20 protein-coding genes are annotated in these 26336 nt (G+C 47.2%); 12 read left to right on the forward strand and 8 right to left on the reverse strand.

The annotated features are described in order from the left end of the window. Positions 1-260: 260 nt before the first annotated feature. Together groL and DBX26_RS14245 are read right to left on the reverse strand one after the other, a co-directional pair. Complete coding sequence (gene groL / locus DBX26_RS14240) at positions 261-1907, reverse strand: chaperonin GroEL (RefSeq protein WP_014233236.1); 1647 nt, start codon at positions 1905-1907, stop codon at positions 261-263. A gap of 77 nt (positions 1908-1984) precedes the next feature. Further along, on the reverse strand, positions 1985-2275 hold the full coding sequence (locus DBX26_RS14245) for a co-chaperone GroES (RefSeq protein WP_005381516.1): 291 nt from the start codon (positions 2273-2275) through the stop codon (positions 1985-1987). A 218-nt stretch (positions 2276-2493) separates the two neighbouring features. Here DBX26_RS14245 and DBX26_RS14250 point away from each other — a divergent pair, with 218 nt between their 5' ends. Next, on the forward strand, positions 2494-3879 hold the full coding sequence (locus tag DBX26_RS14250; protein WP_118119543.1) for an MATE family efflux transporter: 1386 nt from the start codon (positions 2494-2496) through the stop codon (positions 3877-3879). Between the two features lie 85 nt (positions 3880-3964). Here DBX26_RS14250 and pfkA read toward each other — a convergent pair whose 3' ends face one another. From pfkA to DBX26_RS14265, 3 genes are all read right to left on the reverse strand, one after another. Continuing rightward, a complete protein-coding gene (gene pfkA, locus DBX26_RS14255) occupies positions 3965-4927 on the reverse strand; it encodes a 6-phosphofructokinase (RefSeq protein WP_014233238.1) in 963 nt (320 codons plus the stop codon). Between the two features lie 285 nt (positions 4928-5212). Beyond that, positions 5213-6121 carry a CDF family cation-efflux transporter FieF gene (gene fieF / locus DBX26_RS14260; RefSeq protein ID WP_014233239.1) on the reverse strand — a complete coding sequence of 303 codons (909 nt, stop codon included), beginning with the start codon at positions 6119-6121 and terminating at the stop codon, positions 5213-5215. 122 nt (positions 6122-6243) lie between these two features. After that, entirely contained in the window at positions 6244-6756 is a 513-nt protein-coding gene (locus DBX26_RS14265) for a CpxP family protein (protein ID WP_014233240.1), read from the reverse strand. 190 nt (positions 6757-6946) lie between these two features. Here DBX26_RS14265 and DBX26_RS14270 point away from each other — a divergent pair, with 190 nt between their 5' ends. From DBX26_RS14270 to trmL, 3 genes are all read left to right on the forward strand, one after another. After that, positions 6947-7636: a response regulator gene (locus tag DBX26_RS14270; RefSeq protein ID WP_014233241.1), complete on the forward strand. Its 690-nt coding sequence runs from the start codon at positions 6947-6949 to the stop codon at positions 7634-7636. Further along, the gene (gene cpxA, locus DBX26_RS14275) at positions 7636-9033 is read left to right on the forward strand and encodes an envelope stress sensor histidine kinase CpxA (protein WP_118119545.1); all 1398 of its coding nucleotides are present in this window, start codon (positions 7636-7638) and stop codon (positions 9031-9033) included. Before DBX26_RS14270 ends, cpxA begins: the two co-directional genes overlap by 1 nt. Before the next feature lie 194 nt (positions 9034-9227). Further along, positions 9228-9707, forward strand: a complete 480-nt coding sequence (gene trmL, locus DBX26_RS14280) for a tRNA (uridine(34)/cytosine(34)/5-carboxymethylaminomethyluridine(34)-2'-O)-methyltransferase TrmL (RefSeq protein WP_118119548.1) — start codon at positions 9228-9230, stop codon at positions 9705-9707. Positions 9708-9777: 70 nt separating this feature from the next. On the opposite strand, the gene DBX26_RS14285 is transcribed toward trmL, so the two are convergent. Beyond that, entirely contained in the window at positions 9778-10311 is a 534-nt protein-coding gene (locus DBX26_RS14285; protein ID WP_020336212.1) for an FxsA family protein, read from the reverse strand. A gap of 385 nt (positions 10312-10696) precedes the next feature. On the opposite strand from DBX26_RS14285, the gene aspA reads away from it, so the two are divergent. The 4 genes from aspA to DBX26_RS14305 all read left to right on the forward strand — a co-directional run bounded on the left by aspA (position 10697) and on the right by DBX26_RS14305 (position 16433). Further along, positions 10697-12148: an aspartate ammonia-lyase gene (aspA, locus tag DBX26_RS14290; protein ID WP_020336214.1), complete on the forward strand. Its 1452-nt coding sequence runs from the start codon at positions 10697-10699 to the stop codon at positions 12146-12148. 172 nt (positions 12149-12320) lie between these two features. Further along, positions 12321-13628 carry an anaerobic C4-dicarboxylate transporter gene (locus tag DBX26_RS14295; protein WP_014233246.1) on the forward strand — a complete coding sequence of 436 codons (1308 nt, stop codon included), beginning with the start codon at positions 12321-12323 and terminating at the stop codon, positions 13626-13628. Between the two features lie 161 nt (positions 13629-13789). Continuing rightward, entirely contained in the window at positions 13790-15610 is a 1821-nt protein-coding gene (locus DBX26_RS14300; protein WP_118119550.1) for a protein-disulfide reductase DsbD, read from the forward strand. A 193-nt stretch (positions 15611-15803) separates the two neighbouring features. Next, positions 15804-16433, forward strand: coding sequence for a response regulator transcription factor (locus DBX26_RS14305; protein WP_014233248.1), 630 nt, complete (start codon positions 15804-15806; stop codon positions 16431-16433). Between the two features lie 3 nt (positions 16434-16436). On the opposite strand, the gene DBX26_RS14310 is transcribed toward DBX26_RS14305, so the two are convergent. Further along, positions 16437-18179, reverse strand: a complete 1743-nt coding sequence (locus tag DBX26_RS14310; protein WP_020336216.1) for a potassium/proton antiporter — start codon at positions 18177-18179, stop codon at positions 16437-16439. A 388-nt stretch (positions 18180-18567) separates the two neighbouring features. On the opposite strand from DBX26_RS14310, the gene DBX26_RS14315 reads away from it, so the two are divergent. The 4 genes from DBX26_RS14315 to DBX26_RS14330 all read left to right on the forward strand — a co-directional run bounded on the left by DBX26_RS14315 (position 18568) and on the right by DBX26_RS14330 (position 22709). Then, positions 18568-18831 carry a DUF4212 domain-containing protein gene (locus DBX26_RS14315; RefSeq protein WP_014233250.1) on the forward strand — a complete coding sequence of 88 codons (264 nt, stop codon included), beginning with the start codon at positions 18568-18570 and terminating at the stop codon, positions 18829-18831. 12 nt (positions 18832-18843) lie between these two features. Continuing rightward, positions 18844-20571, forward strand: a complete 1728-nt coding sequence (locus DBX26_RS14320) for a sodium:solute symporter family protein (RefSeq protein WP_014233251.1) — start codon at positions 18844-18846, stop codon at positions 20569-20571. 105 nt (positions 20572-20676) lie between these two features. Then, positions 20677-21159 carry a hypothetical protein gene (locus tag DBX26_RS14325; protein WP_014233252.1) on the forward strand — a complete coding sequence of 161 codons (483 nt, stop codon included), beginning with the start codon at positions 20677-20679 and terminating at the stop codon, positions 21157-21159. A gap of 164 nt (positions 21160-21323) precedes the next feature. Beyond that, a complete protein-coding gene (locus DBX26_RS14330) occupies positions 21324-22709 on the forward strand; it encodes an aspartate ammonia-lyase (protein WP_118119552.1) in 1386 nt (461 codons plus the stop codon). A gap of 75 nt (positions 22710-22784) precedes the next feature. Here DBX26_RS14330 and DBX26_RS14335 read toward each other — a convergent pair whose 3' ends face one another. Then, a complete protein-coding gene (locus DBX26_RS14335) occupies positions 22785-26219 on the reverse strand; it encodes a hybrid sensor histidine kinase/response regulator (RefSeq protein ID WP_118119554.1) in 3435 nt (1144 codons plus the stop codon). Positions 26220-26336: the final 117 nt, after the last annotated feature.

Consider the following 26336-nt stretch of genomic DNA (forward strand, 5'->3'; position numbering starts at 1 on the left):
TTTTCTGAAGTATTTCTTGTACCAGTCCCACACAATGGCGATGTCATGTTCAGCCACGAATCTGGATAAGCAAGTACGACGCATCGCGTTTAAATCAGTATTTCATCGCACTGCATAAACGACAAATTGAATTGCGATGACGTATCAACAAATCAAAAACGCCAAGCACAAAAAAGCCGAGGTAAAAACCTCGGCTTCTTCTTGGTTTGGTCAGTTACCTCTTCGCTATAAAATGTTACAGCGATAAGGTAAGCAGCGTATTACATCATGCCGCCCATACCACCCATACCGCCCATGCCGCCCATATCAGGCATGCCTGCGCCGTCTTTCTGTGGCATATCAGTAACCATGGCTTCAGTTGTGATCATCAGACCTGCAACCGATGCTGCGAATTGTAGTGCGCTACGAGTTACTTTAGTTGGGTCTAGGATACCCATCTCTAGCATGTCGCCGTATTCACCTGTTGCTGCGTTGTAGCCGTAGCTGCCTTCGCCTGCTTTCACGTTGTTCGCTACTACTGACTCTTCGTCACCCGCATTCTTCGTGATTTGACGGATTGGCGCTTCCATTGCACGTAGTGCAACGCGGATACCAACGTTTTGTTCTTCGTTGTCACCTTCAAGGCCAGCAATCATAGATGCTGCACGGATTAGAGCAACACCACCGCCTGCTACTACGCCTTCTTCAACCGCTGCGCGAGTTGCGTGAAGTGCGTCTTCTACGCGGTCTTTCTTCTCTTTCATTTCAACTTCAGTTGCTGCACCAACTTTGATTACTGCAACACCGCCAGCTAGCTTAGCTACGCGCTCTTGTAGTTTCTCTTTGTCGTAGTCTGAAGTTGACTCTTCGATTTGCTGACGAATCTGAGCAACACGGCCATGAATCATTGTTTCTTCACCGATACCATCGATGATAGTCGTGTTTTCTTTCGTGATAGCAACGCGCTTAGCCTGACCTAGGTCTTCTAGCGTTACTTTTTCAAGCTCTAGACCTACTTCTTCAGAAATCACTGTACCGCCAGTTAGAACCGCGATGTCTTGTAGCATTGCTTTACGACGGTCACCAAAACCTGGTGCTTTTACTGCCGCAACTTTCACGATGCCACGCATGTTGTTCACAACTAGTGTTGCTAGCGCTTCACCTTCTACGTCTTCTGCGATGATTAGCAGTGGACGAGATGCTTTAGCAACTGCTTCTAATGTTGGTAGAAGTTCACGGATGTTTGAGATCTTTTTATCAACCAGAAGGATGAATGGGTTTTCTAGATCAACAGAACCTGCTTCTTGGTTGTTGATGAAGTAAGGAGATAGGTAACCGCGGTCGAACTGCATACCTTCAACTACGTCTAGCTCGTCTTGTAGCGCCTGACCTTCTTCAACAGTGATAACACCGTCGCGGCCAACACGTTCCATTGCTTCAGCAATGATGTTACCTACGCTTACGTCAGAGTTCGCAGAGATAGTACCTACCTGTGCGATAGCTTTAGTGTCGTTACACTCAACAGACAGCTCTTTTAGCTGTTCAACTGCTGCTGCTACTGCTTTGTCGATACCGCGCTTAAGATCCATTGGGTTCATACCCGCTGCTACTGCTTTCAGACCTTCGTTTACGATTGATTGCGCTAGTACTGTTGCTGTTGTTGTACCGTCACCTGCAGCATCGTTTGCTTTAGATGCTACTTCTTTAACCATTTGAGCGCCCATGTTCTGGAATTTGTCTTCCAGCTCGATTTCGCGCGCTACAGATACACCATCTTTAGTGATTGTTGGTGCACCGAAAGATTTATCTAGAACGACGTTACGGCCTTTAGGACCTAATGTCACTTTTACCGCGTCAGCCAGAACGTTTACACCTTCTAGCATCTTAACTCGTGCGTCATTACCAAATTTAACGTCTTTAGCAGCCATCTTTGATTTCCTTTCTACAATTCTTTAAGTTCGACTTGGTTTTTGAATCTGAGCAAAAAATTACTCAATGATTGCTATTATTCAACGATTGCCATGATGTCGTTTTCAGACATAACTAGCACTTCTTTACCGTCGATTTTTTCAGTCTTAGTGCCGTAACCTTCAGCGAAGATAACAGTATCACCAACTTTAACGTCCAGCGGTAGCACTGTGCCGTTTTCTAGAATGCGGCCTTTGCCTACAGCTAGAACAACACCGCGAGTTGATTTTTCCGCAGCAGAACCAGTCAGAACGATTCCACCAGCTGACTTAGATTCAACTTCTTTACGTTCAACGATAACTCGGTCATGTAATGGACGAATGTTCATTGGTCGTCTCTCCTGAAAATTTCCATGTTTATTTGATAATTGCCCTTCTGGGACACGTGATCACTATATAAGGGGTCCAATGAACGATCCCAAGGGGCGAGCATGATTTTTTTGTGACTTAGTTAAAAGATCGCAACGGTTTGCGTGAGAAATGCGCACTCGCTCACCTTCCTGCTTTCTTGTATCCTTGCAGTTTATCCACCAGATAGACGTTAAACATGCTGGAAAAAAACAAGCCGGAACACCAAGCAACAGATAAACATGGTTTGTTGAGCGCGCCCATTCCCGAAACACTGAGAAAAATGACGGTCCCGATGACGGTGGGCATGATCGCGATTTTGATGTTCAATCTGGTCGATACATTTTTTATTTCTCTGCTCGGCACGCAAGCCCTAGCTGCCATTAGTTACACCTTTCCGGTCACCTTTGCCGTTAACTGCATTACGATGGGCATTGGCATGGGGCTTTCGACCAATATAGGCCGCCTACTCGGACAAGGGCACTCAACACAAGCCGCGCGTTTTACTACTCATGGTCTACTGTTAGCTGTCATGCTAGTTGCAATCGCGTCATCAGTTGGCTTTGCAACCATCAGACCATTGTTCGGTTTTCTTGGCGCGACTGACGATCTTCTTCCACTCATCGAACAGTACATGCAAGTGTGGTATCTCACCATTCCCTTACTGGTGATCCCAATGGCTGGCAACAGTGCAATCCGCGCGACGGGTGATACGAAAACCCCAGCGAAAATCATGATGCTGGCAGGGTTGATCAACGGAATGCTGGATCCGCTACTGATCTTCGGCTTGGGGCCTTTTCCTGAACTTGGAATCCAAGGCGCAGCAATCGCGAGTGCTTTTAGTTGGTTAGGCGCTTTAGTCGGCTCTTCATACTTACTGGTTAAACGGGAGAAACTTCTGGCTAAGCCGCAGTGGTTACATCTGAAACAAGATTGGCAACAGACATTAAAAATCGGTACTCCTGCGGCCTTCTCTACCGCAATGACACCTCTCTCTGGCGCTATTTTGATGATGCTGCTGTCAGGCCACGGAACCGCAGCTGTTGCCGCTTATGGCGCAGCACAGCGCATCGAGTCGATACTGATTCTGGTATTGATGTCACTGACCTCAGCTTTAACGCCGTTCATGGCACAAAATCTCGGCGCTAATAATCCACAACGGGCATTTGCAGGATTATTCCTCAGCATGCGCTTCGCAGTTGTGTTTCAGGGACTTATCTTTCTGGCAATGGTGCCTTTGAGCATCCCGCTGGCCGCTCTTTTCTCACAAGAAGAAGCGGTTAAAAACCTGCTTTGGCATTATCTCCTTGTCGTGCCATTCAGCTACGGTTTCCAGGGTATTGTGATGATATTAGTGAGCGGGCTAAATGCGATGCACAAGCCATTACGCGCTTTCCAGTGGAGTTTTATGCGCCTGTTCATCTTTACATTGCCAGCGGCCTGGATTGGCAGCTACCTGTACGATGTTGAAGGGCTATTTATCGGTATTGCGGTGGGTAATATATTAGGTGGGTTACTTGGTTATATGTTTGCGCTCCGCGAACGAAAGTTAATGCTGGTAGAACAAAGCATTTCCTCTTCATGAACCCTGTCCTCCCCTCGCTTAGAAAAACAGAGACAAAAAAACCGCGTATCAACGCGGTTTTTTATTTTAGCTAAGAGCGGTCGACTTAGAACAGCTCTTCTGCAACCTTGTACAGGTCATTACGTACAGGGCGCTTCATGTTTTCGATCGCATCAATAATATCGTGATGAACAAGCTGCTCTTTCACGATACCAACACAACGGCCACCGTGACCTTCCATTAGAAGGTGAACAGCGTAGTTACCCATGCGAGATGCAAGAACACGGTCAAATGCAGTAGGACGACCACCACGTTGGATGTGACCAAGTACTGTCGCACGAGTTTCACGACCTGTTGCCGTTTCAATATCACGTGCAAGCTCGTTTGCATCCATCATCAGTTCAGTAAGAGCAATGATTGCGTGTTTCTTACCTTTTGCGATACCGTCTTGAATATTGCCGATCAGCTTCTCTTTATCAAGACCCGTTTCTGGTGTGATGATGTACTCACAACCACCAGCGATAGCAGACATCAGAGTCAGGTCACCACAGTGACGGCCCATGATTTCTACAATTGAAATACGTTGGTGAGATGAAGAAGTGTCACGTAGACGGTCGATTGCATCAATAACTGTGTTTAGTGCAGTTAGGTAACCGATAGTGTAATCCGTACCCGCAATGTCGTTATCGATAGTGCCTGGCAGACCGATACATGGGTAACCCATTTCAGTCAGTTTCTTTGCACCCATGTAAGAACCGTCACCACCAATCACTACCAGTGCGTCGATACCGTGTTTCTTCAGGTTCTCAATAGCTTTTTCGCGTACTGCCACTTCCTTGAACTCAGGGAAACGTGCAGAACCCAGGAACGTACCACCTTTGTTAATAACATCAGAAACACTAGAACGATCTAGCTTCTCGATGCGGCCTTCATAAAGACCTAGGTAGCCATCGTACACACCAAACACTTCCAATCCTTCAGAAAGTGCTGTGCGTACCACGCCGCGTACTGCAGCGTTCATACCAGGTGCGTCACCGCCACTTGTTAAAACACCGATCTTCTTAATCATGCTCACCCTCGATCTTTGGCAATCAATTTATTTAATTTTCTTCTAGGCCCCTTGTCACCAAGCAACCTGCATAATCCAGAACTGTGCGTTATGTTACATTTCCTATACCGGATTACCAATGAAAACACACATTTTTATGTAACTTTTCTACTTATGTAAGAGTATTACAGCTTCTACTATCAACTTCGTTGATTCACATCAGTATCAGGATTCTTAAAGCGTATTGATGGAAAGATAGACAATAAGCGCCTATTTGTCGTCAGACGCTTTTGTATTTTTCGAGCTCTACCAATCTTGCTCTTTCTGTTCTTTCTCTGGTCCATAAATGACAGATATCGGATCTTGGTGGATCAACACATCCGCTTCAGGAAAGACAGACAAGAGGTTTTCTTCCACTTTATCAGCTATATAATGGGCTTCGATTAAACGTAAGTCATCATCTAACTCGAGATGTAACTGAATAAAACGTGTCGGCCCGGACATCCGTGTTCGTAACTGATGAACACCTCTCACCCCTTTCACGCTCAAGCACTGAGTGTGAATTTCCTCTAATTCGGTATCAGGCAGTTTTCTGTCCAATAAAGTCTGCGTCGCTTCATTCACCATTTTGAAAGCACTGTAAAGAATGAACACGCCAATACCAATCGCAAACACCGCATCCGCTTGCGTGACACCAAAATAACTTAACCCGAGCGCGACCATAATGGCCGCATTCATATAAAGGTCAGTCTGATAGTGAAGTGAGTCGGCTGCAATGGCTTGGCTGCCTGTCACTCGCACTACGTGTTTCTGAAACGTCACCAAACCAAGTGTAACGACAATAGCAAACAACGAGACATAAACGCCGAGTTCAGGAGTATGCAGAGCCTGAGGGCGGAAGAAACGCTCAACCCCATTAAGGATCAAGAATACCGCGGAGCCGGAGATAAACATGGCTTGCGCAAGGGCAGCTAATGACTCCGCCTTGCCGTGGCCAAAAGTATGTTCCCTGTCTGCTGGCTGCAAGGCATAACGAACCACGACTAAATTCACCACCGATGCGGCAATGTCCAGCATAGAGTCAATAAGAGAGGCTAATAGGCTGACCGAACCTGTCACCCACCAAGTGATGACCTTAACCAGTAAAAGAAGCGTTGCCGTGATTGTTGCAGTCCAGGCTGCTGTCGTCACTAAGCGTGCGTATTGATGTTTCATAATCAAAGAGTTAACTCAAACCATAACCAAAGTATACCTCGATAATTATTTAATGAGTATGAAATAGCCAGATCAAAAAGAGGCAGCCAGGGCTGCCTCTTAAGATTATTTCGTTGTGTCGGTTAGTTGCTGCTTGGTTTAGTCATGCGTTTTTGCATTCTTTCACCACACTGTTGCATACGTTCATTTTGCAACTTCACAAACTCTGCTTTTTGCTCAGGAGTCAGTACACTCAACATTTGGTGTTTTTTCTCCAGCATTTTTACACGGCGTTCAGTTTGTTTTTCTACCATTTCTTTGGCTAACGCATTCGCTTGAGCTTCATCAAAGTTATCCGCCAGCACAAGAGCCTGCATTTTTGCGTGGTAAGCTTGGCGCTCCGCTCGACGAGCATCACGTTCTGCCGCATTTTTACCTTTCATCTCCGCACGATTAGCGTCACGAAATGATTGTAATTGCTCTTTTTGCGCGTCAGTCAGATCCATTTGGCGCATAATTCCTCGGTCCATTCCAGGGCCACATTCGTCGCGAGGACCTTTTTGCTGGTCTTTACCACCGTAGGCGAAGGCACCTGCAGCACCAAGAGTAAGTGGTAGAACAACGGCAGCTAACACAATTTTTTTTGCAGATTTCATAATTTGATTCCTCATACATCTGATTGCTTCTTCTGGGCTGTTCTCCCAGCGCTTGAGTATAGAATAGGACGCGCTAGGTAAAGTGACGTATAGAGAGCGTAAAGATTCGTAAAGAGTGATTTTTATACTCTTCGTCACCCATCATTCCAATGTAATATTAAATAAAAGGTAATTGATGGTAGGTCCCTAAATGGCAAACATTCTTTTGATTGATGACGATATAGAGCTAACTAGCCTGTTAAAAGAAGTACTCAGCTTCGAAGGATTTGAAGTCAGTGAAGCGAATGATGGAGAAGCAGGTTTAGCTGCCGTGACAAGTGAAATTGATTTGATTTTGCTGGATGTCATGATGCCTAAGCTCAACGGCATGGAAACATTAAAGCGCTTGCGTGAAAACTGGGAAACTCCCGTATTAATGCTGACAGCCAAAGGCGAAGAAATCGACCGAGTGATTGGCTTAGAACTAGGGGCAGACGATTACTTACCAAAACCCTTTAGTGACAGAGAGCTACTGGCCCGCATTCGCGCCATTTTACGCCGTACCAGTGCAACTCAAAAGGACAGTAAAAGCGGTGACTGCATTGAGTATCAAGAGCTTCGCCTTTATCCAGGCAAGCAGGAGGCTTACTGCGATCAGCTGCTGCTTGATTTAACGGCAACAGAATTTGCTTTGCTCACACACTTTGTACAACACCCTGGGCAAGTACTGACGAAAGAAACCCTGAGCCTAGATGTGCTTGGCAAGCGACTCGCCGCTTTTGACCGCGCGATTGATATGCACGTCTCCAACTTACGCAAAAAACTGCCCGACCAAAGTAATGGTAAGCCACGTATCAAAACCTTGCGTGGCCGAGGCTATATGTTGCTTGAGGAAGATTAATGAGCCAAATATCACGCATCAAACTGCCAAATATTAACAGCTTGTATGGACGCATATTTGCCATCTTCTGGTTCACCATGTTGTTGGTGTTAATCGCTGTGCTATCACTACCGCATCTGGATCCACGTAAAGCGCGTGATATTCCAAGTGCGCCTTATCAGCGCATGCTAGAAGTGCGTGACGACATTCAGAATCAATACAGTAAAGAAACTGACCTTGGCCGCATTCTATTTAGCATTGAGGGACGTCGCCAAAATAAAAACGCCCCTCGGCCACGGATGTTCTTTTCTGACTATAACGGCAAAATATTAACCACTGACCACCGCAACAACTTTCAAATGCGGGCGATGCAAAACTTTGTTTCCATCATCGAAGACAATAACCAACCGAAACAAAAGCTCTATGGCCGATACATGGTCGCCGGGCCTGTGCCAATTACATTAGCCGGTTCTGACCTTTTAATGTACGTCGGCTTTAAATGGAATGAGCCACCGCCACTGCTGCTGAGACTGTTTGATCACCCTGTTCAGTTATTACTTGCCGTCATGCTGGCGAGTACACCTTTGCTACTTTGGTTGGCATGGGCATTGAGTCAGCCTGCACGTCGACTCGAAGCCGCCGCACAGCGCGTAGCCAAAGGGGAGTTTGTCACAGACCCTAATCTGGAGAAAGGGACTTCAGAGTTCCGTCAGGCGGGCAGCAGTTTCAACCAGATGGTCGAAGCGGTAAATCAGATGATATCCGGTCAGCAACGCCTGCTCTCCGATATCTCTCATGAACTGCGTTCACCACTGACTCGCCTGAGAATGGCCAATGCTTTAGCGACACGCAAACAAGGCGAAAGCCCAGAGCTAACAAGGATTGATACCGAAGCTCAGCGGCTTGAGCAAATGATCAGTGAGCTACTGGAACTGTCTCGAATGCAGGCGAATAGCCACATGACACGCGAAACTCAACCGATTCAAAGTTTGTGGGAAGAGATCATTGAGGACACTCAATTTGAAGCGGAACAAATGGGTAAACAATTGCGTTACTCCCCGCTACCTAAAGGCAGTATTTCCGGCAACCCTAAGTTGCTAATGAGCGCTGTGGAGAACATCATTCGCAACGCCATTTACTACGGGAAAGATCAGGTTGAAATTAATCTAGAAACGCAAGGTAACACTCTGCACATCACCGTAGATGATAACGGTGAAGGAGTGCCAGATGCCGAGCTGGAAGCCATCTTCCGACCATTCTACCGAGTCTCTACCGCTCGTGATCGTCACTCTGGCGGAACAGGATTAGGGCTGACGATCACCGAAAGTGCCATTCGTCAGCACAGCGGAACGATTGTCGCTAGCCGCAGCCCACTGGGTGGATTGCGCATGACGATAACATTGCCTTTGAGTTTGTAGTCAAAGCTCACACCATTCAACTGACCAGGTAAACCCTCCGTCTCAGGAGGGTTTACTTTTTCTCAACACGGTTCAATGGCGACTCACTTTCCTTTGATGTCGCATGTGTAGCTATGCCAGTACTTGGGTGTATACCCCAGTCGTAGCTACGGTATATACTGCCTCTCTCTTTTGACTAACTCTATTTCTATACCATGTTTGATATCGCTTTATACGAACCAGAAATCGCGCCGAACACCGGCAACATCATTCGACTTTGTGCCAACTGCGGTGCAAACCTTCATTTGATTGAGCCACTGGGTTTCGATCTGGAAGAGAAAAAAGTGCGCCGTGCAGGCTTGGATTATCATGACTTGGCTCGAGTAACACGTCATAAAAACTATCAGGAATTCTTAGACTATTTAGAGGAAGAGAAGCAAGGTAACTACCGTCTGTTCGCTTGTACAACCAAAACGACAGGTCACCATGTAGATGCTCAGTATCAAGCCGGTGACGTGCTGCTTTTCGGTCCGGAGACCCGTGGTTTGCCTGCGGAAGTGATTGAAAGCCTGCCTATGGAGCAACGTATTCGTATTCCAATGATGCCAGATGCCCGCAGCCTGAACTTGTCGAATGCCGTCGCCATTATTGCATTTGAAGCATGGCGTCAGATGGGCTTTGAAGGTGCTCAATAATCGCTGAATTATAGTGACAAAAAAGGGCGCCAGATGCGCCCTTTTGTCTTCTGCTGGAACTGACAATTGATCAGTTAAGCTTATTTCTGTCATTACGATCGTCATCGTCGTCTTTACGCTCGTATTCACCTTCGAAGGTATTGCCATTATCCGAGCGAGAATCGAATGGACCACGACGGAATGGATCTTCGTCAAATGGCCCCTGCTGCCCAGAAAAACCGCTGTGGAAGCCACCACCGTGGACCGTTTTCACCACCATTTTACTCATCAGGTATTTTGCAATCGCAGCTCTAGGCGCAGGCAACAATACCAACATACCAAGTGCATCCGTCATAAAGCCCGGAGTTAACAGCAGCACGCCAGCTACAGCCAGCATGACACCTTCAAAAATCTGCTGAGCAGGAATTTCACCTTGCTCAAGACGCCCCTGAACTGACATCAGTGTTTGAATACCCTGACTACGCACGAGTGACGCCCCAACAAACGCGGTGATGAGCACCAACGCAATGGTCGGCCAGAGGCCTAAAAACCCGCCCACCTGAATAAACAAGCCGATTTCAATGATCGGAACAAAAATAAACGCCAATAATAAGATAGGAAACACACGCCCTCCTTTGTTTAATTCAGTGTAATGGTAAAAGCTAACCAAGCTCAAACGAATCGTTGTAAAAAAGCGTGTTCAGCACTTGTTGATGAAGTAAAAGATGCCTTTCCATTGGCACGAATCAGATAGCCATAATCACAAACATGAACAGTAGAAACACTGCCCTGAAACGTAAGGCAATAACCTGTTCATACTTTGCAAACTATTGACGCATTAAAAACCAAAAAGGTGATCTAGTTACTATTTTTATGTGCTAGGTAAAGTATGATGTGCCACATAAGTCAGGACGGATTTTCCAGCCCAAAATTCTGATGAATGGATTCTAGATTGCAGAATAGGCTAATACTCAACCATATTATTAGAATTATCATCTAAGGATCCTGTTATGGCTACTCTATCTGATGCTCAAAAAGCAGTTAACTCAGCCACTCGTATTGAAGAAGATCTATTAGGTCAACGTCATGTCCCTGCAGATGCGTACTACGGTATTCATACTCTACGTGCCATCGAAAACTTCAACATCTCTAACGTAACCATTTCTGACGTACCTGAATTTGTACGTGGTATGGTAATGACCAAGAAAGCCGCAGCGTTGGCAAACAAAGAACTTGGCGCGATTCCAAAAGATGTTGCGAACTACATCATCGAAGCATGTGATTTGATCCTGGAAACAGGCAAGTGCATGGATCAATTCCCTTCAGACGTATTCCAAGGTGGCGCTGGCACTTCTGTCAACATGAACACCAATGAAGTAATCGCCAACGTTGCTCTTGAAATCATGGGCAAAGAGAAAGGCCAGTACGAATTCGTCAACCCGAATGATCACGTCAACAAAAGTCAGTCAACTAACTGTGCTTACCCTACCGGCTTCCGTATTGCGGTTTACAACAGCGTACACAAGTTGATGGAAGCGATTGAATACCTGAAAGGCGCATTCGAACTTAAAGCAATTGAGTTCAAAGATGTGCTTAAAATGGGCCGTACTCAGCTACAAGACGCGGTACCAATGACGGTTGGTCAAGAGTTCCACGCTTGGGCGGTAACATTAAACGAAGAAATTCGTGCTCTGGACTACACGTCAAAACTACTTCTAGAAATTAACTTGGGCGCGACCGCTATCGGTACGGGCCTGAACACACCAACCGGTTACCAGGCTCTGTCGGTAAAACACCTGGCTGAAGTAACAGGTCTGGACGTAGTTCCTGCAGAAGACCTTATCGAAGCGACGTCAGACTGTGGTGCTTACGTGATGACACACAGTGCCCTAAAACGTCTGGCAGTGAAACTGTCTAAGATTTGTAACGACCTGCGTCTGCTTTCATCTGGTCCACGTGCTGGTCTGAATGAACTTAACCTTCCTGAAATGCAAGCCGGCTCTTCTATCATGCCAGCGAAAGTGAACCCTGTTATCCCTGAAGTTGTAAACCAAGTGTGCTTTAAAGTACTGGGTAACGACAACACGGTATCTTTCGCAGCAGAAGGCGGCCAGCTACAGCTAAACGTAATGGAACCAGTGATCGCGCAAAGCATGTTTGAGTCCATCTCACTACTGCAAAATGCGTGTATCAACCTGCGTGACAAATGTATCGATGGCATCACAGTGAACAAAGAAGTCTGTGAAAACTACGTATACAACTCCATCGGTATCGTAACCTACCTGAACCCATACATCGGTCACCATGAAGGCGACATCGTCGGTAAGATTTGTGCGGAAACCGGTAAGAGTGTTCGTGAAGTCGTGCTAGAGCGCGGTCTGCTAACAGAAGAAGAACTTGACGAAATCTTAACTGTTGAAAACTTCATGCATCCAACTTACAAAGCGAAACGCTACGAGTAAGTCATCTTCCATAGGGGCCTATAAGGCCCCTTTTTAGGGTTCCGTACGGTTACCCACACTTTTTCTAAGCTTTTTAATGCCATAGCTCTTGGGCTCTGATTCTCTGAACATTTACTCCTGTTCCTGAGTGTTCAAAAAATCAGAATCTATACAAACTAAAGAGGTATCTATAATGGTCATGGTCGAACTCTTCGTGGTTCTGCTCTTTATCTATTTGGGAGCGAGAATCGGCGGTATCGGCATCGGTTTTGCCGGTGGTGCAGGTGTCATTGCATTGTCTTTAATCCTAGGCGTTCCTACTAGCCAGGCTTACATCCCTGTTGATGTAATTTTGATCATCATGTCAGTGATTACCGCTATTGCAGCAATGCAAGTTGCAGGTGGTCTGGACTGGATGGTGCAAGTTGCCGAAAACTTTTTGCGTAAACACCCTGAACGCATCACCTTCTATGCGCCAATCGTGACATACATAATGACACTAATGGCGGGTACTGGTCACACCGCTTTCTCTACTTTGCCAGTAATTGCCGAAGTGGCTAAAGGTCAGGGCGTTCGTCCTTCCCGTCCTTTGTCTATCGCCGTTGTCGCATCGCAAATCGCCATCACAGCATCTCCAATCTCTGCGGCTGTGGTCGCTTTCGCAGCCATGCTTGCTCCATTTGGCGTCGATTACCTCACTCTACTCGCTGTGTGTATTCCAACCACATTCATCGCTTGTATGGTCGGTGCGTTCATTGCGAACTTCATGGGCAGTGAACTAAAAGACGATCCTGAATATCAACATCGTCTGGAAAATGGCCTCATCAAACTCAATACTGAAGAAAAACGCGAGATTCTACCAACAGCGAAGAAAGCTACGTTTATCTTCCTTGGCGCTATCGCCTTCGTAGTGTGCTACGCAGCGGCAATCTCTGGCTCTGTGGGTCTTATCGAGAACCCAGCACTGGGTCGTAACGAAGCGATCATGACAGTCATGCTTGCGGCAGCAGCAGCGATCGTAATGAGCTGTAAGATCGACTCGAGCAAAATCCCAGCGGCAGCAACATTCCGTTCTGGTATGACAGCGTGTGTTTGTGTACTTGGTGTTGCATGGCTAGGCTCTACATTCGTGAACGCGCACGTTGATGGCATTAAAGAAGTAGCTGGTGCACTTCTAGCAGACTACCCATGGATGCTTGCATTGGTGCTCTTCTTCGCTTCTATGCTGCTTTACTCACAAGGCGCAACGACTGTTGCACTGATGCCTGCAGCATTAGCGATTGGTGTCGCACCACTGACTGCGGTTGCATCATTCGCGGCGGTAAGTGCGCTGTTCGTACTGCCAACTTACCCAACGCTACTTGCCGCGGTTGAGATGGATGATACTGGCTCAACACGTATTGGTAAGTACGTGTTCAACCACCCATTCTTCCTACCAGGTGTCGCAACCATCGCGTCAGCGGTTACATTAGGCTTCATCTTCGGTGGCCTGCTGATCTAGCAGAAACAGAGTCTTACTCGGGGAGCTTCGGCTCCCTTTTTTATTGCCAGGATTTGAACGTATTGATTAACAAATCTTCACTTTGATGAAACTTATCGGTTAGTCAGCAGGTCTGATTGAGTTACACTTACGGCAATTAGCTAAGACGAATTGAACATTTTATGCGTGCATTACTTTCCGTATTACTCTTAGGGTTGATTACCTTTTCTGCGCCTTCTTTAGCCTTATTCGGCAAGGACCAGTTTAACAATAGTCAGAACAACAACTTCGGTAACAGCAGCGACAGCTTTGTTCCTGTTGATCAAGCGTTTCCGTTTAATTTTTATCAGCAAGATGACAAGCTGATGCTCGACTGGCAGGTACGTGACGGCTACTACCTGTATCAAGAACGTTTGTCGGTATCCGGAGAGAATGTCACGCTTGGTGAGTTAGACATGGAGCGTGGGACACCACACAAAGATGAGTTCTTTGGAGAGGTGCATATCTATACCATGCCGCTATTTGTCAATGTTCCGCTTTCAAATTGGCAGGAAGGTGCACGTGTTATCGTCCAGTATCAAGGCTGCGCCTCTGCAGGTTTCTGCTACCCACCAGAAACCCGTGTTATTCCTATCAACGCATTTACGTCACCGACAGGTTCCGCAGCTGCCACTGCACCACAACAGCCAACCCAAAAACAAACTGCACAAGCCACGCCAAAAGTAACAAACACAGCGCCAACAGCGCCTGTTACGCAGCAAGACAGTCTGGCGGCAAACCTGGCTGAAAGCTGGTGGACACCATTGCTGTTCTTAGCTTTAGGTGTCGGCCTTGCTTTTACTCCTTGTATACTGCCTATGTACCCGATCCTGACCAGCATTGTGCTTGGTAGCGGGAAACTCAGCCAACGACGTGCACTTGGCTTGTCGTTTATTTACGTACAAGGTATGGCGCTGACTTATACCCTGCTTGGTCTGGTCGTTGCCTCTGCTGGTATGCAGTTCCAAGCGGCGATGCAGCACCCGTATGTACTCATCGGTCTGAGTGTCTTATTCATCGCGTTGGCAATGTCGATGTTTGGCCTGTATTCGCTGCAACTCCCAAGCAGCGTGCAAACCTGGCTCAATAATCTAAGTAACAAACAGCACGGTGGCAGCGGTACTGGCGTGTTTGTGATGGGTGCCATTTCCGGTTTGGTATGCTCACCATGCACCACTGCGCCGCTCTCTGGTGCGCTGCTTTACGTCGCGCAAAGTGGCGATCTGCTAACCGGTGGTGTTGCTCTGTACGCTCTGGCCATGGGGATGGGGATTCCTCTGATTCTGGTTGCGGTCTTCGGCAATAAACTGCTGCCTAAAGCGGGTAACTGGATGGGTCGGGTTAAAACGCTATTCGGGTTCATTCTGCTCGCAGCCCCTATCTTCCTGCTTGAACGCCTGTTACCTGAAATGTGGTCAACGTTACTTTGGTCTGTGTTGGGTGTGGCTGCTTTTGGCTGGCTATATCATGTGAAAAACAGCCTCGAGTTTGGCGGCTGGAAACAGAGTGCCGTTGGGATTATCGCCGTACTTGGATTATTCGCTTCCGCACAACCTGCGCTGAATTATTGGTTTGGTAACAACGAAACTCATGCTCAACAAGCCAGTGTCAGTTTCACGCGGATAGCGAATGTCGCAGAGCTAGAAGAACAACTGGCGTTAGCAAAAGCGGCAGGTAAACCGGTCATGCTCGATTTTTATGCCGACTGGTGTGTGGCCTGTAAGGAGTTTGAGAAGTACACCTTCCATTCGCCAAAAGTCGAAGAAAAGTTGCGAGATTTTGTGCTACTGCAAGCGGATGTGACCAAAAATCAGGTTCAGGATATTGAATTACTCAAGCGTATGAACGTCCTTGGCCTACCAACGATTGAGTTTTGGAACAGTAAAGGAGAACACGTTTCAAACGCTCGTTTAACGGGTTTCATGCAGGCAGAACCTTTCTTAGAGCACATCAATCAGTTCTAATCAGACAAATTCAAACGCCAGTAATTTTCTACTGGCGTTTTTATTGCACAAAACAAAAAAATAAAATGAGGGTTATATGCATTTTCTCTAATAAAAGTCGATTTGGTTCAGACTTTTAGCGAATAAATATTGTCCACAATCTCAAAGCTGGACAATAATAAATTTAACCAAATAGTCAAAAGTGTTTAACGTCATGGATTCGACCTACACCATCATCATTGCTGATGATCACCCTCTCTTCCGTAATGCTTTGTTCCAATCGGTACACATGGCGGTGAGTGGTGCCAATCTTCTCGAAGCTGACTCACTCGATGCCTTACTTGCGTTATTGGAGAGGGAAGAGGAGCCAGACTTAGTGCTATTGGATCTCAAGATGCCTGGCGCAAATGGTATGTCGGGCCTGATTCACCTGCGTGCTGAATACCCTGACTTACCAGTAGTTGTCGTTTCAGCCAGTGAAGAGCCTGCTATCGTAACTCAGGTTAAAAGTCACGGCGCTTTCGGCTTCATTCCTAAATCAAGCGATATGCGTGAACTCGTTAATGCTATCAATCAGGTGCTTAACGGCGACCCGTACTTCCCTGAAGGTCTGATTACCAATAATGCTGCATGTAGTGACTTGGCAGAGAAGATTGCCACGTTGACGCCGCAGCAATACAAAGTGTTGGGGATGTTGTCAGATGGCTTGCTGAACAAACAAATCGCTTATGAGCTGAATGTATCAGAAGCCACCATCAAAGCGCACATGACGGCGATTTTCCGCAAGCTGGGCGTGAAGAACCGCACTCAAGCTGTCATCATGTTAACGGAAATGAACAACTAAGGTTTATTCTTCCGTCAGTTCCTCTTGTTCAGTAGGCAAGCGTAAGCCTACTTTGGTCACTTGCTGATCGACTACATCAGCAATAATCCAATGCAGCCCTTGCCATTCAAACTGGTCACCCAGTACAGGGGCTGTTCCCAGTTGTTCTTCCACCAAGGTTCTCAGTGTAATACCCAGCGCTTCCTCGCCAAGATCCAAACCATACATCATGGCAACATCGGCCAGTCTGACTTCAATATCCAAAAAGAAATCACCAAAGAAACGAGTCATTGATGCTTTTTCTGGAGCTTCACTAAACAACAGGCTCAACGCATCTAAATCTTTCTCTTGAGCAAAGACACACAAAGTATCATCTTCTTCCAGCTTGGTACTTCCAGATGGGTGCATCAATTCCTGATGGCGAAAGACCGCCGCAATACGCGTGCCTTCCGGCATAGACAAGCTACGTAATGGCTCCCCGATACACCATTTGTCTGCTTTCAATCGATAGATAAATAGCTCCCACTCACTGGTAGGATAAACCTCGACACCAATTCGCGATATTGGCTCCGGTTTTGGAGGCAGTTCTACTTTGGCTAGCGACATTGCTTTAGTCAATGTGCCTCCCTGAACAATCAGCGAGACCATAACAACGAAGAACGCGAGGTTGAAATAAAGCTGTGCATCAGGAAGGCCTGCCATCATCGGGAACACCGCCAAAATGATCGGCACGGCACCACGCAACCCCACCCAGGAAACAAACCACTTTTCGCGCGGCGTAAAACTTTTGAATGGCAGTAAGCCTACCCACACTGAAATTGGACGAGCAAACAGAATCATACCAAAGGCGAGTGCCAGCCCCGGCAAGGCTATCGACAACAGATTCGAAGGCGTGACCAGCAAACCAAGCACGAGGAACATGCCTATCTGGGCCAACCATGTCATTCCGTCCAGCACATGAAGAATCGAGTGACGGCTGCGCGTAGGGCGATTACCTAATAACAGACCGACTAGGTAAATGGACAGAATGCCGCTACCACCGAATGTATTCGATAAGGCAAAAATCAGCAGACCACCACTGACGGTCAGAATGGAGTACAAGCCATCCGGTAGCTGATTGCGGTTTATGATCTTCCATAACAACCAGCCACCAGCAATACCAAGCAATGCACCAATGCCAAACTGCTTCACAAAGCTCAGTGCTAAAAAGCCGACACTTAACTCCGCACCTGAGCTCGACAAAATAGCAATTAAGGTAACGGTGAGAAATACCGCCATCGGATCGTTGGTACCGGATTCGATTTCCAGCGTTGAGCCGACACGCTCATTGAGACTGCGCCCTTTCAGTAGTGAAAACACCGCAGCAGCATCGGTAGAGCCCACGATAGCGCCCACAAGAATCCCTTGCAGTAAGTCCAGATCAAACAGCCAGGTCGCCATCAAACCGGTTAAAAGCGTCGTCATTGCCACACCCAGCGTGGCTAATGACACCGAAGGCCACAACGCCACCCGGAAGCTCGCGACTCGTGTTCTCATGCCACCATCAAGCAGAATAATCGCTAAAGCTAAGTTACTGACTAAATAAGCAATTGAGTAATTATCAAATAATATTCCGCCTAAGCCATCTTCTCCGGCCAACATACCAACCGCAAGAAACACGAGAAGAATAGGAATACCCAGTTTAGAGGACACAGGGCTTAGAAGAACGCTCAGTGCAATCAGCAATGCACCGACGAGAAAAAAGCTATTGATGGTGTTTGCGTCCATTCCACTCTCCCTAATATAAAAGTTATGGTCAACGTACTAAGACCGTTAGTCTAACCCCTTATCGTGTCTCAATGCTTTAGTTGAAACGAAAACTTTATGTAAACAAATAACTTGTAGCAATGAGTATAGGTTTCATGAAACAAATGAAGAAAAGATAACGCCAGCAAAAATAATTAGTGAAATATGTCATTTCGCATTAGACCTTAGGCTAATTTAACACCACGTTAACATACTAAAATTCTCTTACAATTGCCTTAAGCGCCCATTCTACGGGCGTTTTTTGATTTTTATGCCCCGACTAAAGTTGAAAAGAGTTCTTGCCAACACCTTGCTAATGTACATGGTGAAACATTTTTTTAACAACAATACCAATCGTAAGGAGACGGCAATGGCGTTTGAAAGTGAAGAAAGAGCCAAAGCCTATTGGGACAAGAACGTGAAACTCATGATTGGCCTAATGGTCATCTGGTTCGTTGTGTCTTTCGGCTGCGGCATTTTATTTGTCGATGTACTAAATCAATTTCAACTAGGTGGATACAAACTTGGTTTCTGGTTCGCTCAACAAGGCTCCATCTACGCCTTCCTGGGTATTATTTTCTACTACGCGTGGAAGATGCGCAAAATCGACCGTGAATTCGGCGTAGATGAGTAAGGAGTCACTCAGATGGATTTGAAAACTATTACTTACCTGGTTGTTGGCGCAACCTTCATCCTGTACATCGGGATTGCGATTTGGGCGCGCGCAGGCTCAACCAAAGAGTTCTATGTTGCGGGTGGCGGTGTAAACCCAATCGCGAACGGTATGGCGACAGCAGCAGACTGGATGTCAGCGGCGTCGTTTATTTCGATGGCGGGTCTGATTGCCTTCATGGGATACGGAGGTTCTGTATTCCTAATGGGTTGGACTGGCGGTTACGTTCTGCTTGCTCTGCTTCTTGCTCCTTACCTACGTAAGTTCGGTAAATTTACCGTGCCAGAGTTTGTCGGTGAGCGTTTCTACTCTAAGACAGCGCGTATCGTAGCGGTTGTGTGTCTGATCATCGCGTCAGTAACCTACGTTATCGGTCAGATGAAAGGCGTAGGTGTTGCATTCGGTCGCTTCCTAGAAGTAGATTACGCAACAGGTCTACTGATTGGTATGTGTATCGTATTTATGTACGCTGTACTAGGCGGCATGAAAGGCATCACATACACGCAGATTGCTCAATATTGTGTACTCATTCTTGCTTACACTATCCCAGCAGTATTTATCTCTCTGCAACTCACTGGTAACCCAATTCCGCAAATTGGCCTTGGTAGTACCATGGCGGGAACCGATGTCTATCTACTCGATCGGCTCGATCAGGTGGTGACCGAACTCGGCTTTAGTGAATACACCACTCAAGTTCGTGGTGATACACTAAACATGTTTGCTTACACCATGTCACTGATGATCGGTACGGCTGGTCTGCCACACGTAATCATCCGTTTCTTTACGGTACCTAAGGTTCGTGACGCACGTACATCAGCAGGTTGGGCACTAATCTTCATTGCTATTCTTTACACAACTGCACCTGCAGTATCAGCAATGGCGCGCCTAAACCTAATGAACACAGTTAACCCGGCTCCTGGCCAACACCTAGCTTATGACGAGCGTCCAGCTTGGTTTAAGAACTGGGAAAAAACAGGCCTGCTAGGTTTCGATGATAAGAACGGTGATGGCAACATTCAGTACACTTCTGATGCGGCTACTAACGAGCTAAAAGTTGATAACGACATCATGGTACTGGCTAACCCAGAGATTGCTAAGCTACCAAACTGGGTAATCGCATTGGTTGCGGCTGGTGGTCTGGCAGCAGCACTATCAACCGCTGCGGGTCTACTACTGGCGATTTCGTCCGCGATATCTCACGACTTAATCAAAGGGGTCATTAACCCGAATATCTCCGAGAAGAAAGAGCTCCTTGCCAGCCGGATTTCCATGGCAGTGGCAATTGCGGTAGCAGGCTACTTAGGTCTACACCCACCGGGCTTCGCGGCAGGTACCGTTGCACTGGCCTTTGGTCTGGCAGCGTCCTCTATCTTCCCGGCATTGATGATGGGTATCTTCAGTAAGAGCATCAACAAAGAAGGCGCTATCGCTGGTATGATCGCTGGTATCAGTATTACGCTGTTCTACGTGTTCCAACACAAAGGTATCCTATTCATCGCGGATTGGACTTACCTGGAAAGCTGGGGCAGCAACTGGTTCCTAGGCATTGAGCCAAACGCGTTTGGTGCAATTGGTGCGCTATTCAACTTCATCGTGGCGTTCGCAGTATCGAGAGTAACAGCAGAAACACCACAAGAAGTGAAAGATCTGGTTGAGCACGTACGTGTACCAGTAGGTGCGGGCCAAGCTGTCGATCACTAATTATAATTAGAACCACAAAGCCCCGTCTGGAAACATCTGTCCGGGGCTTTTTTATTCTCTATTTTCAGTTACTATTTCGAAGTCTGTCGTTGCAAGGAAGCCAAGATGTTCAAAAACAAGCACTTAATTATCGCCCTGTTAATCGCTCCGATCCTATCGTTAATTGCCTACTTCGGTACGGATTTAGCGTTAAGTGAAAAGCCTCATGCCGCGAAAGAAGGTGAAAGTTATAAATTGGCCAGCAAGTCCAATTGTCGCTACACCAGTGGTCTTTGTGATATGGAAAATGGCGATTTTAAAGTGAAGTTTCGCTCTGAGAAGCTAACGAAGGACAGTCTAGAATTGTCTCTCAATGCGGCTTTCCCACTGGAAGGCGTGAAAGTTTCTGTGGTCGCAAATCAGGAAAAGAACGCACAGCCAGTCGATATGAAACCCGCTGATCAAGCAGGTAAAAACTGGTACATCACCTTACCGAAACCAAAATCAGCAGAAAGCTGGTTAAGAGTGGTCATTCAGTCAGAAGGAACACTCTACTACGGCGAGACTCAAACGGCTTTCGTGAAATACGAGACCCTGTTTACCGAATAACTGAAATAAAGAACAAAATAAAAAGCTGGGCTTAATTGTAGGGATATAGCTCACTTGCTCCAAGCCGATGCCTGTATTCATGCATCGGCTTTTTTGTCATCAAAATCCTCGTAAATCACCTATGGTTGATAAGAGACTTAGGATTGAGAACAGAGGAGCAAGTCATGACCAGAGACTTTCGTATTGAAACCGACAGCATGGGTGAGGTGAAAGTCCCTTCTGATGCTCTCTATCAGGCTCAAACTCAACGTGCCGTAGACAATTTTTCCATCAGCAGACACACCATGCCACAAGGCTTCATCCTTGCTTTGGCACATATCAAACAAACCGCAGCACTGACTAATGCTCAATTAGGATTATTAGACAGTAAAATTGCCGATGCGATAGCGAATGCAGCGCAATCGATCATCGACGGGCAACATCTGGAGCAATTTCCGATTGATGTTTTCCAAACTGGCTCTGGCACCAGCTCAAATATGAATGCCAATGAGGTGATCGCAACGCTGGCTGCACAGACTCTTGGAGAAAGCGTAAGCCCAAATGATCACGTCAACATGGGTCAAAGCAGTAACGATGTCGTGCCAACGGCGATTCAGGTCAGCGTAGCACTGGCGATCGAAAAGCAACTGATTCCCGCTTTGGAGCACCTTTGCCAATCACTTGCCACGAAACAACAAGCCTTAAAAGACGTGGTAAAAACAGGTCGAACTCATCTGATGGACGCCATGCCGATTACCCTTGCCCAAGAACTTGGAGGATGGCAGTACCAAATCGAACACGCCAAACAAGCGATTGAACAAACTTTGCCAGCCGTGAAGGCACTGGCACAAGGAGGTACCGCAGTCGGCACTGGGATAAATGCCGATCCGCGATTCGCCCCACTTTTCGCAGACAATCTTTCACAATCAACAAATGTAGCGTTTTGTTCCAGTCCAAATTTCTTTTTTAATCTCAGCAGCCAAGATGCGATCGTCGCCCTATCCGGACAGCTCAAAACGTCAGCAGTTGCGATCCTGAAGATCGCAAACGATCTTCGCTGGATGAATTCCGGACCACTAGCAGGGTTAGGAGAAATTGAATTAAAAGGACTTCAGCCCGGTTCTTCCATCATGCCGGGGAAAGTAAACCCTGTTATTCCAGAAGCCGTCGCCATGGCCTGCGCCCAAGTAATTGGTAATGACACCACCATCACCATTGCGGGTCAGTCTGGTAACTTTCAGCTCAACGTGATGCTGCCTGTCATTGCTCATAATGTATTAGAAAGCATTGAGCTACTATCCAACAGTGCCACAGCACTGGCAGACAAAGCCGTCGCCACGTTTGAAGTCAGGCAAGATAACCTTGATGTGGCGTTAGCCAAGAACCCTATTCTGGTCACCGCACTTAATCCGGTTATTGGTTACCTGAAAGCCGCCGAAATCGCGAAAAAGGCTTATAAACAAGGACGGGCGATCATTGATGTCGCTGAAGAGGAAACCGACTTAGATCGCGCGACACTGGAGAAACTGCTGAATCCAACCAAATTGACGCAAGGCGGGGTAGCTGAGTAATTCGTCCAGCCTCAAACACAAAGACCTCCAATTGGAGGTCTTTATCTAACTGTAAATAACTGAAACTAAATAAAACTAGGCCACTCGGTTTATTACCGAACGCAACTTCAACGGTTTAACGGGTTTGGCGATAAAGCTAAATCCATTCGCTTTGATGCCATCAAGCATATCATCGGTACGGTCCGCACTGATGATGACACCTTCAAAGCGATTACCCAGACGAAGACGGCACTGTTGCAGCACTTCCAATCCAGTGCGTCCGTTATCCAGTCGGTAATCCGAGAAGATCACATCCGGCACCCAGCCATCATCCAGCGCTTTCAGACTTTCAACTAAGTCGGCGGCCAGTCGTGTATCACAACCCCAACGCGATAACAGGTTATCCATTCCCACTAAAATATCTGGCTCATTGTCGACACACAGAATTTTCAGATGGCATAGCTCAGACTGAGTACTGCTTGGCATCGTCACTGTGCTGATGACCTGTACGCTCTCGGCTCTGTCGAGCGTAATCGAGAAGACACTGCCTTTGCCATGCCAGGAGCGCATCGAGATTTCATGTCCCAGCACCTGCGCTATCCCTTTCGATATCGCCAGCCCCAACCCTAAGCCCTGATCAGAGCGAACTTGAGAGCCTCGGTTAAATTCTTCAAAGATCTCCTGCTGTTTCTCTTCTTCAATGCCCATACCGTTATCCCAGACATCAATACGCACTCGACCTTTGACGCGGCGCACACCCAAAGCGACTTTGCCGTTTGGACTATAGCGGAACGCGTTCGTAAGAAAGTTTTGCACCACTCGGCGCAAAAGTTTGGGATCGGAATTCACCGTCAGCGAGGAAGGGATCATCGTAAACTCAATACCCTGTTGTTTCGCCAGCGCACTGAACTCCGCATTTAAATTTGCCAATACATCATTAACGGCGAACCCACAAACATGCACTTCAAGCTTGCCCGATTCCAGACGGGAAATATCCAACAAGTCGCCAATCAAATCCTCTGCTGCACCGAGTGCACTTTCGATATGAGAAGAGAGCTTTTTCGTCTCGTCGTCTTTGGCGACTTCAGAAAGTGAAGAGGCAAACAGCCTTGCAGCATTAAGAGGCTGCATCAGATCGTGGCTCACCGCCGCTAGGAATCGTGACTTTGACTTCGATTCTAAATCTGAACGCTGCGTCGCCGCCACCAGCTGTTTGTTGAGCCGTTCAAGTTCACGGGTACGAAGTCGCACGCGTTCCTCAAGCGTCTCATTGGCTTCTTTTAGTGCTTGTTCGGCATCGCGGAACACGGTGATGTCAGTAAAACTCATTACAAAACCACCACCCGGCATTGGATTCCCCTGCACTTCAATCACTCGACCGTCAGGGCGAACACGAGAGGATGTATGCCGCGTTCCTTGCTCAAGATGGTAAACCCGGCGACGAACATGGTCATCTGGATCACCCGGGCCGCATAAACCTTGCTCGGCATTGTGGCGAATGACATCTGCGATTGGACGGCCGACCTGGATTAACCCCGGAGGAAATTCAAACAACTCAAGATAACGTTGGTTCCATGCCACCAGCCGTAATTGTTTATCGACCACAGCGATACCCTGGCCAATATGCTCGATCGCCCCTTGCAGTAGCCCTCGGCTGAAATCGTACAGTTCAGAAGCTTCATCAACGATGGTCGCGACTTCTTCGAGCTGCATGTTTCTTCCCTGCAAAGCAGAAGTAAGTACTAACTTAGCAGAAGATGCACCGAAGACCCCCGCGAGCACACGTTCAGTGTGTCGTATCAATGAAGACGGTGCTTGCTGGTTCGGCATCAGCTCTTCACGTTGCTGGCTCCAATAGGCCTGAAACGCCACTTTAACGCGTGAACGCCCAACAAAACGAGAGGCGAGCATTTCCAGTTCAGCCACGGTCACGCGGCTCTGGTAAAGGCTCATATTTTCGCTTTCTGGCAAAGGTGTACCAACAAACGAAGCCGATTGTAAGCGCTCACTTAGGCTTGGACGAGTAATCAGAGAAACGACGACAAAACAGGCGGTATTGGCCGCGACACTGAGAATCATTCCCCAGTCAGAGATCGCAATATCAAACTGGGTTAACATCTCTGGCGGCGTAATAAGCCAAATCAAAAAGTTACTGCTGGCGTTACCCGCAAGCATGTCGGTTTGGCTCATTAGGGTGATAAGCCAAATAGTAAAACCCACCGCAAGACCGACATAAACGCCCTTCTTGTTTCCCTGACGCCAATACATCCCGCCAATCAGTGCCGGCGCAAATTGAGTGATGGCTGCAAACGAGAGAAAGCCTATCGCAGAGAGTGAGTGGATACTATCAAGTGCCTGATAAAAGCCCCATGCACCAATCAAAAGAATCAGGATAAGTGCGCGACGAATGCGTAGCAGCAACTGAGAAAAGTGCTGATGATTACGTTGAGACAGGCGCATACGACGTAACAGCAGTGGCATCGCCAGATCATTCGATACCATGATGGCTAACGCGATAGTCGAAACGATCACCATCCCACTTGCTGCGGAAGTGCCACCAAGGAAGGCCAGTAACGCAATCTCGCTCGCACCAACCGCCATCGGCACACTGATAACAAAAGTATCTGGCGACGCATCACTTAGCAGTCCTTGCCCTACCCACGCAATCGGCAAGACAAAAATACCCATTAAAATCAGATACAGTGGAAACAACCAGCGGGCAACATGCAGATCCTGAGCGCGCTCGTTTTCCACCACCATGGTATGAAATTGACGAGGCAAACAAACGATCGCCAACATGGTAAGCACGGTATGGATCAGGATGGTAGGAATATTGGGCGGCTGATAGGTTTCGGTAGCGACATCTATCAGACTGAGGTTTTCTGCACTCATTGCCAACCAGACAATAAAAACACCAACCACTAAAAATGCCATCAGCTTGATGATCGATTCAAAGGCGATCGCCATCATCATGCCCCGGTGGTGCTCGGTGTTATCGATATGACGCGTACCGAATAAGATGGTAAAGATGGCCAGTGCCATTACCACAAACCAAGAGACACTGTCGTTCTGATAACCAAAGTCAGACGCAAGCTCAGGCGCAATGATTTCCAGCCCCATAGTGATGCCACGTAACTGCAATGCGATATAAGGAAGAATCCCCGCGACGGCAATCAGCGTCACGGCAACCGCTAGTCCCTGCGATTTTCCATAACGTGCGCCAATGAAATCAGCAATAGAGGTAATGTGTTCGCGCTTGGCGATCAATATCAGTCTGGCAAGCACTCGCCAACCAAGCGTAAAGACCAGAATCGGCGCAATGTAGATCGGTAGAAAAGACCAGGGATTACTGCTCGCTTGACCCACCGTGCCGTAGAACGTCCAGGAGGTACAATACACAGCAATAGACAAGCTGTAGATCCAAGGCCGCCATCTGGCTAGCCACCTTCTCTGGTTGTCTCCGTACCACGCGATTATAAATAGGGCTCCCAAGTACGCCAAAGAAACGGGAACCACCAGCCATCCTTGCATCCGATATCCTTTATGACCTTGCTTACAAAAAAAAAACCTCTCCGTAAGGGAGAGGTTTCATTTAACACTGCTTTCACAACAGAGACAAAGATTAGTTTTTAACCTTTGTCACAGAAG

Origin of the sequence: Vibrio sp. dhg (assembly GCF_003443775.1) — a bacterium.
In the GTDB taxonomy this organism is placed as follows: Bacteria; Pseudomonadota; Gammaproteobacteria; order Enterobacterales; family Vibrionaceae; genus Vibrio; species Vibrio natriegens.

Excerpts from the sequence above, each read along its gene's own strand:
- DBX26_RS14295 (WP_014233246.1), top strand. The coding sequence starts at position 12,321 with ATGGTCATGGTCGAACTCTTCGTGGTTCTGCTCTTTATCTATTTGGGA.
- DBX26_RS14330 (WP_118119552.1), top strand. The coding sequence starts at position 21,324 with ATGACCAGAGACTTTCGTATTGAAACCGACAGCATGGGTGAGGTGAAA.
- DBX26_RS14245 (WP_005381516.1), bottom strand. The coding sequence starts at position 2,275 with ATGAACATTCGTCCATTACATGACCGAGTTATCGTTGAACGTAAAGAA.
- DBX26_RS14300 (WP_118119550.1), top strand. The coding sequence starts at position 13,790 with ATGCGTGCATTACTTTCCGTATTACTCTTAGGGTTGATTACCTTTTCT.
- DBX26_RS14250 (WP_118119543.1), top strand. The coding sequence starts at position 2,494 with ATGCTGGAAAAAAACAAGCCGGAACACCAAGCAACAGATAAACATGGT.
- DBX26_RS14315 (WP_014233250.1), top strand. The coding sequence starts at position 18,568 with ATGGCGTTTGAAAGTGAAGAAAGAGCCAAAGCCTATTGGGACAAGAAC.
- cpxA (WP_118119545.1), top strand. The coding sequence starts at position 7,636 with ATGAGCCAAATATCACGCATCAAACTGCCAAATATTAACAGCTTGTAT.
- trmL (WP_118119548.1), top strand. The coding sequence starts at position 9,228 with ATGTTTGATATCGCTTTATACGAACCAGAAATCGCGCCGAACACCGGC.
- pfkA (WP_014233238.1), bottom strand. The coding sequence starts at position 4,927 with ATGATTAAGAAGATCGGTGTTTTAACAAGTGGCGGTGACGCACCTGGT.
- DBX26_RS14325 (WP_014233252.1), top strand. The coding sequence starts at position 20,677 with ATGTTCAAAAACAAGCACTTAATTATCGCCCTGTTAATCGCTCCGATC.
- aspA (WP_020336214.1), top strand. The coding sequence starts at position 10,697 with ATGGCTACTCTATCTGATGCTCAAAAAGCAGTTAACTCAGCCACTCGT.
- DBX26_RS14310 (WP_020336216.1), bottom strand. The coding sequence starts at position 18,179 with ATGGACGCAAACACCATCAATAGCTTTTTTCTCGTCGGTGCATTGCTG.
- DBX26_RS14265 (WP_014233240.1), bottom strand. The coding sequence starts at position 6,756 with ATGAAATCTGCAAAAAAAATTGTGTTAGCTGCCGTTGTTCTACCACTT.
- fieF (WP_014233239.1), bottom strand. The coding sequence starts at position 6,121 with ATGAAACATCAATACGCACGCTTAGTGACGACAGCAGCCTGGACTGCA.
- DBX26_RS14270 (WP_014233241.1), top strand. The coding sequence starts at position 6,947 with ATGGCAAACATTCTTTTGATTGATGACGATATAGAGCTAACTAGCCTG.
- DBX26_RS14305 (WP_014233248.1), top strand. The coding sequence starts at position 15,804 with ATGGATTCGACCTACACCATCATCATTGCTGATGATCACCCTCTCTTC.
- DBX26_RS14320 (WP_014233251.1), top strand. The coding sequence starts at position 18,844 with ATGGATTTGAAAACTATTACTTACCTGGTTGTTGGCGCAACCTTCATC.
- groL (WP_014233236.1), bottom strand. The coding sequence starts at position 1,907 with ATGGCTGCTAAAGACGTTAAATTTGGTAATGACGCACGAGTTAAGATG.
- DBX26_RS14335 (WP_118119554.1), bottom strand. The coding sequence starts at position 26,219 with ATGCAAGGATGGCTGGTGGTTCCCGTTTCTTTGGCGTACTTGGGAGCC.